General features: G+C 32.2%; 10 protein-coding genes. 6 read left to right on the forward strand and 4 right to left on the reverse strand.

Features of this window, described 5'->3' with window-relative positions:
• Positions 1–53 precede the first annotated feature (53 nt).
• From B4A23_RS06540 to B4A23_RS06555, 4 genes are read left to right on the forward strand one after another with little or no spacing between them, the layout of a single operon-like run.
• Positions 54–2,852, forward strand: coding sequence for a GH92 family glycosyl hydrolase (locus tag B4A23_RS06540; protein ID WP_291118266.1), 2,799 nt, complete (start codon positions 54–56; stop codon positions 2,850–2,852).
• Positions 2,852–3,445, forward strand: coding sequence for a hypothetical protein (locus tag B4A23_RS06545; protein ID WP_291118269.1), 594 nt, complete (start codon positions 2,852–2,854; stop codon positions 3,443–3,445). Before B4A23_RS06540 ends, B4A23_RS06545 begins: the two co-directional genes overlap by 1 nt.
• Positions 3,446–3,494: 49 nt before the next feature.
• On the forward strand, positions 3,495–3,911 hold the full coding sequence (locus tag B4A23_RS06550; RefSeq protein WP_291118272.1) for a Fur family transcriptional regulator: 417 nt from the start codon (positions 3,495–3,497) through the stop codon (positions 3,909–3,911).
• 58 nt (positions 3,912–3,969) lie between these two features.
• Positions 3,970–5,904: a heavy metal translocating P-type ATPase gene (locus B4A23_RS06555; protein WP_291118275.1), complete on the forward strand. Its 1,935-nt coding sequence runs from the start codon at positions 3,970–3,972 to the stop codon at positions 5,902–5,904.
• 28 nt (positions 5,905–5,932) lie between these two features.
• Here the strand turns inward: B4A23_RS06555 and B4A23_RS06560 are convergent, their stop codons facing one another.
• Positions 5,933–6,688 (reverse strand): tyrosine-protein phosphatase, encoded by a 756-nt coding sequence (locus B4A23_RS06560; protein ID WP_291118278.1) that lies wholly within the window; start codon positions 6,686–6,688, stop codon positions 5,933–5,935.
• Between the two features lie 176 nt (positions 6,689–6,864).
• Here B4A23_RS06560 and B4A23_RS06565 point away from each other — a divergent pair, with 176 nt between their 5' ends.
• Positions 6,865–7,707: a siderophore-interacting protein gene (locus tag B4A23_RS06565; RefSeq protein WP_291118282.1), complete on the forward strand. Its 843-nt coding sequence runs from the start codon at positions 6,865–6,867 to the stop codon at positions 7,705–7,707.
• An 83-nt stretch (positions 7,708–7,790) separates the two neighbouring features.
• Positions 7,791–8,513 (forward strand): GLPGLI family protein, encoded by a 723-nt coding sequence (locus B4A23_RS06570; RefSeq protein WP_291118285.1) that lies wholly within the window; start codon positions 7,791–7,793, stop codon positions 8,511–8,513.
• Between the two features lie 47 nt (positions 8,514–8,560).
• Here the strand turns inward: B4A23_RS06570 and B4A23_RS06575 are convergent, their stop codons facing one another.
• From B4A23_RS06575 to scpA, 3 genes are all read right to left on the reverse strand, one after another.
• Positions 8,561–11,311 carry an outer membrane beta-barrel protein gene (locus tag B4A23_RS06575; protein ID WP_291118288.1) on the reverse strand — a complete coding sequence of 917 codons (2,751 nt, stop codon included), beginning with the start codon at positions 11,309–11,311 and terminating at the stop codon, positions 8,561–8,563.
• A gap of 59 nt (positions 11,312–11,370) precedes the next feature.
• Positions 11,371–11,880 (reverse strand): hypothetical protein, encoded by a 510-nt coding sequence (locus tag B4A23_RS06580; protein ID WP_038334805.1) that lies wholly within the window; start codon positions 11,878–11,880, stop codon positions 11,371–11,373.
• 76 nt (positions 11,881–11,956) lie between these two features.
• Entirely contained in the window at positions 11,957–14,089 is a 2,133-nt protein-coding gene (gene scpA / locus B4A23_RS06585; RefSeq protein WP_291118291.1) for a methylmalonyl-CoA mutase, read from the reverse strand.
• Positions 14,090–14,248: the final 159 nt, after the last annotated feature.

Consider the following 14,248-nt stretch of genomic DNA (forward strand, 5'->3'; position numbering starts at 1 on the left):
TAATTCATATAATTGTATAACAGTTTATCTGATACTCAAAACACTAAAAACTTATGAGAACAATTTTACTATCTGTTTTTTGGATAATGATTTCAAGTATTTCATTTGCTCAAAAAAATGATTATACACAATATGTAAATCCTTTTATTGGAACCGGCGGTCACGGGCATACTTTTCCTGGCGCGACTTTGCCTTATGGAATGGTTCAGCTTTCGCCAGATACGCGTGTTGATGGAAGTTGGGACGGTTGTAGTGGATATCATTATTCAGATGATTTTATTTATGGTTTTTCGCATACGCATCTTAACGGGACAGGAGTTTCTGATTATGGCGATATTATGTTGATGCCAACGCTTAATCAAAAAGGATTTAATCAAACGGATTATGGCTCAAAATTTTCGCATAAAAATGAAAAAGCAACAGCCGGATATTATCAAGTTTTATTAGATAAATACAATATCAATGTTCGATTAACTACGACAACTCGCGTTGGTTTGCATGAATATACTTTTAATAAAGCTGGTGATGCAAATATCATTTTAGATCTTAATCATCGTGATAAATTAGTAGACGGAGAAGTGAAAATTGTAGACGCTAAAACGCTTTATGTCTACAGAAATTCGGAAGAATGGGCGAAAAATCAAAAGATTTTTGCGAAAATAGAATTTAATGTTCCGTTGAAATTAACTTCTTCAAAAGACGGAAATATTACATCTAAAACATTCAAAGGAAATGAAATTGCCTTGGCTTTTGGGAAAAAAGTAAAGAAAGGTGAGAAGATTTTGGTAAAAGTTACCTTGTCTACAACTGGATATAATGGAACGGATGTTAATAGTAAAGAGTTAACAACATTTGATTTTACAAAAACGAAAGCTGCTGCTGAAAAAGCTTGGAACAAAGAATTATCTAAGATTGAAGTAAAATCTTCAGACAAAAATAAGCTAACAATTTTTTATACCGCGATGTATCACACGATGATGCAACCAAATATTTCGCAAGATCTGAATGGAAATTATCGTGGAATGGACGATCAAATTCATCTGGCAAATAATTTCGATTATTATTCGGTTTTTTCACTTTGGGATACTTTTCGTGCTGCGCATCCTTTGTATACGTTGATTGAGAATAGAAGAACGATCGATTTTATTAACACATTTATCAAGCATTACGAACAAGGCGGACGTTTGCCAGTTTGGGAATTAGCGAGCAATGAAACCGATTGTATGATTGGTTATCACTCGGTGTCTGTGATTGCAGATGCGATGGTCAAAGGTTTCAAAGGCTTTGATTATGAGAAAGCTTATGAAGCTGCAAAACATTCGGCAATGTTAGATCATTTGGGATTGAAAGCTTATAAACAAAATGGATTTATTTCGATTGATGATGAACACGAATCAGTTTCAAAAACTTTAGAATATGCGTACGATGATTGGTGTATTGCACAAATGGCATTGATTTTAAATAAACAAGACGATTATAATTACTTCATTGAGCGTTCTCAATATTGGAAAAATTTATTCAATCATGAGACAAAATTTATTCAGCCAAAGAAAAATGGAGGTTGGCTAAAGCCTTTTGATCCGCGTGAAGTTAATAACAATTACACAGAAGCAAATGGTTGGCAATACACATTTTTCGCTCCGCAAGATATCAATGGAATGATTGATATTTATGGAGGAAAAGATGGTTTTGAGGCAAAATTAGATGAATTATTTAATGCGCCATCAGAAACTACAGGTCGTGAACAAGTGGATGTTACGGGACTTATTGGGCAATATGCGCAAGGAAATGAGCCGAGTCATCACGTAGCTTTTTTGTACAATTACATTGATAAACCTGAAAAAACGAAAGAATTGGTTCATAAAATTTTGGAGGAACATTATAAAAATTCACCAGACGGATTAATTGGTAATGAAGATTGCGGACAGATGAGTGCGTGGTATGTTTTAGCTTCGATGGGAATTTATAGCGTTACGCCAGGTTCTGGAATGTGGACGACGGTTGAGCCGTATTTTGATGAAATCACGATTAATTTAGAAGATGGAACGAAGCGTGTAATCACGAAAAATAATTATAAAGAAAATCAATTTTTAGGATTTGAATTCTTGAAAGATAGAGAGATTAAACCTATTTCTGAAAGTGAAAAAATTATAACGGTTCCAGTTCTGGTTGCTGAAGACAGATCATTTCAAAATAAAATGAATGTAGAAGTAAAATCTTCTGAACCTAATGCAAAAATTTATGTTTCGGTGAATGGTAAAAAAGCTGAAATCTATAAAAAGCCAATTTCGATCAAAGAAACAACTACAATTTCTTCTTTTGTGGAAGTGGATGGAAAGAAAAGTAAAACGATTTCTGGAACGTTTACTAAGAAACCAAATGATTATACAATTCAGCTTAATTCTACTTACACACCACAATATCATGCAGGTGGACCACAAGGTTTATTGGACGGAATTGTTGGTGATAGTAATTGGAAAAAAGGGGATTGGCAAGGATATTATGATCAAAATTTTGAAGCAATTGTTGACATGAAAAAAGCGAAATCAGTTTCTTCGGTTGTCATGAATTTCTTGCAAGATTCTCGTTCTTGGATTGTCTTACCTACAAAATTAGAAGTCTATACATCTAAGGATAATCAGAATTTTAAATTGGTTGGAATGTTAGAAAAACAAGTTGATGCATTTGATAACAACGTGTTTTCTGATTCATGGAAAGTTCAGTTCAAAGCAGAAAAAGCACGTTATATCAAAGTAAAAGCGACAAATTATGGTGCATTTCCAAAAGGTCATTTAGCAGAACCTTTTCAAGGAAAATCCTATATTTTCGTTAATGAGATTATGATTAAATAATGAAAAATAAATTAATAGCGTTTAATATAATTGCTATTGGATTAATATTATTTTATCCAATACTAGAATTTTATTGTATTTATTATCCTTTGAAATTTAAATTTTCAGAAATTTTCAATCAAATTGAGTATAAGAATACTATTTTTATTCTTGTTGGTATTTTTATTTTTTCAAGCTTAATAAGTTTATTCAGAATAGACAAATTACTTAAATTTAATCTTGGTCTAAATTTTCTTTTAATAATATTATTTTTTAGCTCATTAATTAATCAACTAATTGATCTAAAAAAAGAAGAAAAAGAATACATAGAACGAGCTCTTGACGACATTAAAAAAGATAAAATTGTTTTCCTTTATTCAGGAGGATTTGAGATTCCAGAATATAGCCCTAAAACTTATGCTGGGATTGATAGTATTCATCAAAAATATGGAGTAGATTATAAAAATATAGGTATTTTAGATCTTAAACATGACATACTTGAATTGAAATATAAAGAAACCGTAAAACCATATCTTGAAAAACGAAATGGTAAAGATTGGGAGAAACGTATGCAAAAAGAATTAGATGAAATAAAAAAGGAAAACCTTTTTTAATAAATTTTCGTGAAGCTTTTTCGTAACTTTATATTCGAAATTGAAGAAAATGCAAACAGAAATTTTAAACAAAACATTACAAAATCGTTCTATCAATCCGACTGCGATGAGATTGTTGGTCTTGGATAAACTGATGAATGCAGAAGTTGCGTTGAGTTTGGCTGATCTAGAAATTGAGATGGATCAAGCAGATCGAGTAACAATTTATAGAACATTGAAAACTTTCGAAGAAAATAAATTAATTCATTCAATCGAGGACGGAACGGGTTCTTTAAAATATGCGCTTTGCGAATCGAGTTGCAAATGTACGCCCGAGTTTACGCATGCTCATTTTCATTGTAACAATTGTAATCAGACGTTTTGTTTGAGAAATATTCATTTGCCAGAAATCAATCTACCCAAAAATTTCGAAGTCGAACAATCTTCATTTATTCTGAAAGGAATATGTGATCAATGTAAATCCTAAACTTTGCAACCAGATTGCAGCAAGAACTTTATAATTTTGAAATATAAATTTTTGAATTATGTCTAAAGCTTGTTGTAGTACGTCAAATGACGAACATAAAGATACTCATGATCACAATCACGAAGGTCATGACCACGAACACAATAATAGTAAAATTTTATTAGGTGCCAGTTTAGCTATTTTCTTTGCAGGGATTTTTGTTCAATATGTTTTAAAACCGACTTGGTTTGTTGATAATCAGACTATTCGTTTGATATGGTTTGGTATTTCTTATATTATAGTAGCATTTCCTGTTTGGGGAGAAGCCTTTAAATTAGCTAAAAAGCTAGATTTTTTCAATGAATTTTCGTTGATGGGAATTGCAACTTTAGGTGCTTTCATTATTGGCGAATATCCAGAAGGTGTAGCGGTAATGTTGTTTTATACAATTGGCGAAATGTTTCAGGAAGCTGCGGTTAATAAGGCAAAAGGAAATATCAAAGCCTTGTTAGATGTTCGTCCAGATACAGCACATGTTTTACGAAATGGTAATTTCGAAACAATAAAACCACAAGATGTGGTAATTGGAGAAACAATTCAGGTGAAAGTTGGGGAAAAAGTTCCGTTAGATGGAATTATGATTTCAGATAAAGGAAGCTTTAATACTGCTGCTTTGACGGGAGAAAGTAAGCCTTCAACTTATAAAACTGGAGAAACTGTTTTGGCAGGAATGTTAAATCTTGAAAATGTAATCGAGATTCAAACGACTAAAAAATTTGAAGATAGTTCGATTGCAAAAATCTTACAAATGGTTCAAGATGCAGCTTCTCGCAAAGCACCAACTGAATTATTTATCCGAAAATTTGCAAAAATATATACACCAATTGTTTTCTTTTTAGCTGCTGCTTTGGTGATTATTCCATACTTTTTTGTTGGCAATTATGATTTTCATGATTGGTTGTACAGAGGTTTAGTTTTCTTGGTTGTTTCTTGTCCTTGTGCGTTGGTTATTTCGGTTCCGTTGGGTTATTTTGGTGGAATTGGAGCGGCTTCACGTAACGGAATTTTAGTAAAAGGTTCTAACTTTTTAGATTTAATGGCAAAAGTAAACACAGTTGTGATGGATAAAACTGGAACAATGACAGAAGGTGTTTTCGAAGTGCAAAAAATTGAAACTAATCTTCCTGAAAATGATTTTTTAAATCTTGTTTCGGCTTTAGAAAAGCAATCTACACATCCAATTGCGAAAGCGATTGTGGCAAGTCATCCATCAGAATTGAAAGCAATAGAGGTGGAAGAAATTTCTGGAAAAGGTTTGAAAGGAAAAGTTGATGGAAAAACAGTTTTAGCTGGAAATACTAAATTATTAGATCATTTCTCGATTCAATATCCGCAAGAAATTCATGATATTGTAGAGAGCATTGTGGTGGTTGCTGTTGATGACAAATATGCTGGATATATTACGATTGCTGATAAAATCAAGGAAGATGCGCAACAAGCGATTCAGAAAATGAAGTCTTTAGGTGTTTCGAAAACGATTATGTTGAGTGGAGATAAAAATACCATTACGCAAAAAGTTGCGAAAGAAGTTGGTGTTGATGAAGCTTTTGGTGGATTGTTACCAGAAGGAAAAGTAGAGAAAGTTGAAGCATTGAAAAAAGATCAAAATCAAGTGGTGGCTTTTGTTGGAGATGGAATCAATGATGCACCTGTTTTAGCACTTTCTGATGTCGGAATTGCGATGGGAGGTTTAGGTAGTGATGCTGCGATAGAAACTGCAGATGTTGTAATCCAAACCGATCAACCTTCTAAAATTGGGACGGCAATAAAAATTGGTCGTGAAACAAAAAAGATTGTGATACAGAATATCATTTTAGCAATGGGCGTTAAAATCATCGTGCTTTTCCTTGGTGCAGAAGGAATCGCCAATATGTGGGAAGCTGTTTTTGCTGATGTTGGGGTTGCTTTATTAGCAATTTTGAATGCGGTACGAATTCAACGAATGAAATTTTAGATAAAAAATAAAGCGATCAATTGATCGCTTATTTTTTTATGTATAAATCTTTCATCAAATCTAAATCAACTTTCAAAATATCAGTTAAATAATTTTCGACTGAACCAAAATTCTTGTTAATCGCTTCATAAGAACTTTCTAAATATTCAGGTAAAACATCAATTAGATATTTATAATTTGGATCGATTTTTAAGATGTGTGCATATTTTTGCTCCAAAAAGATATTAGAAGCCAAATAATCATCCATAATTGTATCTAAATCGACTTTCAAAGCAGATAAAATCATTGCTGTTGCAAATCCAGTTCGATCTTTTCCAGCTGTACAATGAAATAAAATTGGCGTTCTATTTTTGTGTTGAATAATATCAAAAAAGCTTTTGTATTGCGTTTGACACGTCTTATCTAAAACAAAATCCTCGTAGATTTTACACATAAATCCTTTCGGATTTGGAATTCCAGCTTTAAATTGTTTCACTAAATTTTCGAAATGTCCAGAAGAAATATCCAAATGAACCTCGTGATTACAACTATTTGGAATGTGATCTTGATTTTTTAAACGCTCGTAAGTCGTGCGTAAATCAATAATTGTTCGAATTGGAAAATCGTTTAAAATTTCCAAATCATCATCTGTCAAATTTGCTAAATCATCAGATCGAATTAACAATCCTTTTCTAATGATTTCATTTTTTGTGTTAATTATTCCACCTAAATCTCTGCAATTAAATCCGCCTTCAAGTGGAAGAGTTCTTTGTTTGAGCGAGATTTCGCATAAAGTATTTTCCATTTTCTGTTCGTTTTTTAGGTTATTTTTAATATGTAAAAGTTAAGGTTAATTATTTAGTTATCATATTAAAATCGTATTAAAAAAAGTATAACTTTTTACTTTAACATTTTATTATTCTTATTCAATCTAAATTTACTTTATATTCGCATAGAATTAGAATAAATCTAAATAATCTGATGGGAGATAAAGTGAAAATTGCGAAGGAGAAGTTCATCTTAAAAAAGAAAGAATTTGTGACACCACATCTTATTCGCGTTCATTTGGAAAATGATGATGTATCTTTTTTTAAGGATACAACGTTGGGCGGAACATGTAAATTACTTTTTCCACCGCTTGGTATCCGTGATATTCACTACGCTGAGTATGATGAAGAGAATCAAAAATGGATTTCGCCATCAGAAAAATTTAAACCAGTTTCTCGTACCTACACGTTGCGCGATATTGATACAAAAAACAATGTGATTGTGATTGATATTGCAAATCATGGATTGAATGGTCCAGGATCGCGTTGGGCAAATGAGGCGAAAGTTGGAGATATGATTGGGGTTTCGATGAAGTCGAAAAAGAAAGACTTGGCTCCAAAAACAGATTTCATTTTCTTGGCTGCAGATTTAACAGGATTGCCTGTAATCTCGGCAATTATAGAGTCGCTTCCTGCAAAAACAAATGGAATTGTTTGTGTGGAAGTGCCAACAGAAGATGATATTCACCAAATTGAAACAAAAGCAAATTTAGAATTTAAATGGATTGTGAATCAAAATGTAGGAAGTGGAACAGCTTTGTATAGTTTGACTAAAAATCAGCAATTTCCGAAACGAAAAGACGGAAAACGTTTTGCTTATGTTGCGGGAGAATCTAAATCTGTAAAGGAAATAAAATCATTTTTTAAAGATGATTTAGAATGGAAAAAAGACGAATTTTATTGTACATCGCATTGGAAAGCTGGAAAAGCAGAGAGAAATGCATTAGAAAATTGTCACGATAAAATAGAACAAGAATTGTTGGTAAGAGTTTTCTAAAACAAGAGGGATATTTAATCAAAAAGCTTCATCAGAAATGGTGAAGCTTTTTTTGTTATCTTTAAATTTCTAATTGTATTAAAATGAAGTATATATTTTTGATATTATTCTCAATTTCAGTTTTTGGTCAAGAAAAATTTAAAGTAGAATATGAAAGACGGAATTTTATTAATTTGGATGATTCGAATCCAGAATCGAAAAGATTAAGAGAAGAAATGTTTTCTAAACCAAAGTATATTGCACTTTCTGTCGATGCAAATCAATGTCTTTCACAAGAAATAGAAAGAATAGATAATTCGCAGGGACCAAAATATTCGATGAAAGTTGTAGGTGGTTTTAAAGATTTGGAAAGCTTTTATGATTTCGATACGAATTCAAAAATAATTATGAGAGAAATGGATTCGAAATTGTATAATATCTCAGATTCCATTGCAACTTATAAATGGGGTATTACACGAGAATCTAAGAAAATAAAAGGCTATGATGTGCGTAAAGCAGTAGCTATTGATGCTAATTTTAGGATAGAAGCGTGGTATGTTCCTTCGATCAAATCGAAATGTGGACCAGATGAATACAATGGTTTGCCAGGATTATTATTAGAATTGAAGAAAACTTCTTTGAAAGATGAAAATCAATATACAACTTATAAGTTAGAATCAATTTTGATTGACGATAAGCTGAAACTACAAAAACCAGCAAAAGGAAAAGTAATTTCGACATCAGAATTTGATAAAATAGAAGAAGAATATTATCAAAAAATACAAGAAAATATCAACAAAAAAACAGGAGTTAATAAAGATGATTAACAAAAAAACGGCTCAATTTTGAGCCGTTTTTTTGTTACACTATTTTACTATTGCATTTCCATTCTTCGCATTCCACCACCTTCTCTTGGTCGGTCTCTGTCTCCACCTTTTGTCGATTTACCACCAAACTGATTTAAGTTGAATGTTAACGAGAACATTACAAAACGAGTCAGAATATTATTGCGTTGATCGATTGTTGATTCTGCTGTAATTGTACGCGTATAACTGTTATTTTGATTCAATAAATCGTACACTTTCACACCAGCTTCCAACTTATCATCGAAGAAACGATACATCAAACTTGTATTCCACAAAAAGAAATCACGCTTGAAACCTGCTGCCATTCTCGAGTTGTAATTGTAACTGAAATCATTTGTCCAAGTCAAATTTTTAGGAAAAGTAGAAATCGTTTTAATTCCAAAATTGTGCGTAATATTATTTTGATTATCAATTGAGTAATTGACATATTTAGAATTTGTGAAGTTCAAACGATAAGAAGGTGAAATCGTTAAATAATCACCATAATCCCAATTTAATCTCAATGTAGGTGATAACGTTGTATTGTATTGCTCATATTTCACCGCATCTCTAAAACCTTGTGTTAAAGCATAACTCGCCGACATTCCTACATTTACTCTAAATTTATTGATCCCTTTTTGATATTGTTTATTAAAGGAAAAGTTACCATTCAGACGATAATTTCCTTTTACATTTTCATACGTTGTAGTTCGTTTATAAATCGAATAATCCATTTCTGTATAATTCACAATATTCGATTCATTGTACGTATAACCTAAGTTAGCGTTAAACCCTTGACGTGTTTTACGATCAAAATTGCTAAACATCAAATTGATTTGATGCGCTTTATTTGGATCAAGATCTGGGTTACCTTTGAAAACATCTAACGGATCAGTTTCATCTAAAATCGGTAAAACTTGTGATGTCGAAGCCAAACTTGTCTGATAATTATACATTAAAGAAAGCGAGTTGTTTCCGCTTTGATAACGAATATTTCCCGAAATATCTGGCAAAGTTTTGTTTTGAGTTGAGCTGTAATCATCTGCTTTAAACGTTCCAAAATTTTGTTGATTATAGATATTTGCTCCAAAACGTACAGTTGCTGAAATTTTATTTTTGTTCAATAATAATTGAGCATATGGATTAAATTCATTCAATTGAGTTGAATAAAAACGCGTCAAATCATTGTTCAAATTGTCATATTCTCCCGTTATATTATTATAATTCCATGTTCTATTATTGGTTTCAGAATCGGTTAAATTATAAGCAGAACCAACAGCAATTTTCAAAGAATCTGTAATTGGATACGTATATTTTACATCAAAATTGTATTGATTATTCTTGGAAATATTTTTCTCATTGATGTTTCGATAAATATCTGCAATTGAATCATTCGTATATAAAGTTGTTGAATTGATGAACGAATTTCGATCTGTTTTACCAATCGAAATACTTGAATTAAAATCTAAATATGATTTATTTTTGAATTTCTGATTAAGTGATAATAATGTATTAAATGTATTCGAATTTGATTTTCCATTCGATGTTTGATTCATTTGATTTCTCAAATCACCCAAATCTGAATATGTTTTACTATCCGAAATCGATGAATTTGTAGATGATGAATTACTAAATGATGGATAAAAATAAATTTTAGTGTTGTTTTTCGCCCATTCTAAATTTGTTCCAAAATTATGTCCGTAAGATTCGTTTTTTGTTTTAGAATTCGCATCAGAAGTATAAATATTTTTAGGCGCAAAATTTTCGATATGTTTGTATTGATCATTTTTTGAAAACGAATGATTTAAACGGTAATCAGCTCCAATTTTCAAATTATCATTTAATTGATCGCTATAATTCAATCCAATCGATGTATTTGTTGTTACTCCATCAGAACCTCTTCTCCCCATTCCGCCACGACCACGAGAACCTTCACCGTTTGTCATTCCAGAAGCCGCAATATCCGTCGAAGAACCAATCAAGCTAATTTTCTTTTTGCCTTTAAAATAGTTCGCCATCAAATTGCCTTCATAATGATTATCCGTTCCGTAACCCGCCGTAGCTTTGAGCATATAACCTTTCTTTTTATCTTCTTTCAAGGTAATATTTATAGAAGATTTATCCGATTTAGAACGTTCTCCAGAGAATTTTTCGTTCTTTGTTTTATAATCCGAAACCTGAATTTTTTTGATAATATCCGCAGGTAAATTTTCTAACGCAACTTTTCCATCTGTTCCAAAAAATGGTTCACCATCAATTAAAATCTCATTAACATCTTTTCCATTTACCGTAATATTTCCGCTGTCATCCATCTCAAAACCTGGTAATTCTCTCAACAAAGCTTCCAAATTTGCATTCGGTTTTACTTTGTAGGAATCAGCATTATATTCGATTGTATCTTGTTTTACAACCATAGGTTCCACATTTGTCACCACAACTTCATCCAAATCATAAATCATCGGATTAATGATAATTGTTCCAAGATCAATATTGTTTTTGATGGATTCGAAACTTTGTTTGAAAACACCCTCTAAAGGATCATCAATGATTAAATAAACTGGTTTATCTTGAAGATTAATTTCAATCTTGAACGTACCGTCATCATTTGTAGATGTCGTAGAAATTTTAGTAGAATCGGCTTTATTTCCTAAAATAACTTCAGAATCAGTTAAAGGAAAATTAAGTACATCCGTTACTTTTCCTGTAATTGTGACTTTTTCTTGTCCAAAAGAAAAAACCGTAATCAAACTAAAAAGAAATGATAGAATATATTTTGTCATGAGATGAATTGGTTACTTCATCTGTTAGACATCAAATTTTGGGCAAAGTTTAATTTTGATTAAAGTTTTTTCCAACTTTTATCCGAAATTTTATTTAGATCAATTTCAGAAGTGGTGATAAAAAGCGGCGTAATCTCTACAATTCGCTTTACCTGAGTTGTTTTTAGGTTAGATTCTGGACAAAATGTTTCGATTAAAACAATTTTTTCTGAATCAGAAGAATTAGATTTATAAAGCGTTTTTTGAATTTTTTTATCAATTTTCCAATTTGTACAACTTCCGATACTGTAATATTCGAAGGTTAAAAGTGGAAGAAATCCAAAGATAATTCCAAAGATAAATTTCATCACATTCATAAAACTCCATCCGTCTTTCTTTTTGATTGAAAGTAGAAAAAGCACATAAATACTAACTGCTGCAGCAAAAGTTAAAAGCTTTGGAAATAGTTTTGCAAAGTCATGATTTGCGAATTCTAAACTGATAAAATCTCCAATCAGAAAGTATCCAATAAACCATATAATAAAAATTGTACAGATGATTAAGATAATATTTCGAAGAGTTTTATTCATTTCGCTTTAAGGTTTGTGTGGTATAAATATAAAAATATTCCTGTCAATAGACAGGAATACTCATACTAAAATAGATTTATTTATAAGATTTCAATAAATTCTCTAAAATTTCGCAGGCACATTCAGCCAAGTTTGTCCCTGGACCAAAGATTGCATCTGCACCATTTTGATAAAGATAATCATAATCTTGACGCGGAATAACACCTCCGACTACGATATAAACATCATCTCTACCTAATTCTTTCAATTGTTTTACAACTTCCGGAACCAATGTTTTGTGACCAGCAGCCAAAGAAGAAATTCCTAAAATATGAACATCATTCTCCACAGCTTGCTTCGCAACTTCTGCTGGCGTTTGGAACAATGGAGAAATATCCACATCAAATCCCATATCCGCAAAAGAGGTTGCAACGACTTTCGCGCCACGATCGTGACCATCTTGTCCCATTTTTGCCACCATAATACGAGGGCGGCGTCCGTCTTCTTCTGCAAACTCGTCAGCTAAATTACGAGCTTCCTCAAATTTATTCATTTTACCTGCTTCCATAGCATAAACTCCTTGAATTCCTCTTGTAATCGCTTTATGACGACCAAAAATCGCTTCTAATGCATCAGAAATTTCACCTAACGTAACACGACGACGAGCTGCTTCGATAGATAATTCTAATAAATTTCCTTCACCTGTTTCAGCAGCTTTTGTTAATTGCGCTAAAATATCTTGAACAGCTTCGCTATTACGCTCCGCCTTAATTTGATTTAATCGATCAATTTGTTTTTGACGAACAGCTGTGTTGTCAACTTCTAAAATTTCGAACTCTTGTTGTTCTAATTTCGAGCGATAAGCATTAACACCTACAATTGCAACTTCACCAGAATCAATTTTGGCTTGTTTTTTTGCAGCAGCTTCTTCAATACGCATTTTTGGAATTCCAGCTTCTATGGCTTGCGTCATTCCACCTAATTCACGAACTTCTTGAATATATTCCCACGCTTGATTTGCCATTTCATTTGTCAAAGATTCAATCATAAAACTTCCTCCAAAAGGATCAGCTGTTCTACAAATTTGAGTTTCTTCTTGTAAAATGATTTGTGTATTACGTGCAATACGCGCAGAAAAATCTGTTGGTAAAGCAATCGCTTCGTCCAATGCATTGGTATGCAAAGATTGTGTTCCACCTAAAGCAGCAGCCAACGCTTCGATTGCTGTACGACCAATATTGTTATAAGGTTCTTGCTCTGTTAAACTCCAACCAGAAGTCTGACAGTGTGTTCTCAACATTAATGATTTTTTATTTTGAGGCTCAAATTCTTGCATCAATTTTGCCCATAACATACGAGCAGCTCTCATTTTTGCAATTTCTTGAGGGAAATTCATTCCAATCGCCCAGAAAAATGATAAACGAGGAGCGAAGTCATCAACTTTCAATCCCGCTTCCAAACCAGTTTTTACATATTCGTAACCATCTGCAAGAGTATAAGCCATTTCCAAAACAGGCGTAGCTCCAGCTTCTTGCATGTGATAACCTGAAATAGAAATTGAATTGAAACGAGGTATTTTTTGAGAAGTATATTCGAAAATGTCTGCAATAATTTTCATCGAAGGAGTTGGCGGATAAATGTATGTATTACGTACCATGAACTCTTTCAAAATATCATTCTGAATTGTACCAGAAAGTTGTTCCTGTGAAACACCTTGTTCTTCTGCAGCTACAATGTAGAACGCTAAAATAGGAAGAACAGCTCCGTTCATTGTCATCGAAACCGAAATTTTATCTAATGGAATTTCATTGAACAAAATCTTCATATCTTCTACAGAATCTATCGCAACGCCAGCTTTACCTACATCTCCTACAACACGTTCATGATCTGAGTCATAACCGCGGTGAGTAGCCAAATCAAAAGCAACTGAAAGTCCTTTCTGACCAGCAGCTAAATTTCTTTTATAAAAAGCATTCGATTCTTCGGCAGTAGAAAAACCTGCATATTGGCGAATTGTCCAAGGTTGACGAACATACATAGTCGTATAAGGACCGCGCAAATATGGTGCAACTCCGGGTAGAAAGTTAATCTGTTTCAGATCTTTTACATCATCGTAATTGTAATCACTTTTGACTTGTAAACTATCTAATTCAAATGACTCTATATGTGATGGATTAGAATTTAGATTTCGTTTAAATCTTAAATTCGAAAAATCTGTTTTGTGATTCATCTTGCTAAGATAAATAATTATCCATTAGATTTTATAAAATCACCAATTTTTGAAACTGCTTTTTTCAACTTTTTGTCAACAAAAGTTGAAAAAACATTTTAATCGAGTTTTTTGGTAAAATTATTGATTGAATTTGATTATCAATAAATTAAAAATGCA

Origin of the sequence: Empedobacter sp. UBA7248 (assembly GCF_002472945.1) — a bacterium.
In the GTDB taxonomy this organism is placed as follows: domain Bacteria; phylum Bacteroidota; class Bacteroidia; order Flavobacteriales; family Weeksellaceae; genus Empedobacter; species Empedobacter falsenii_C.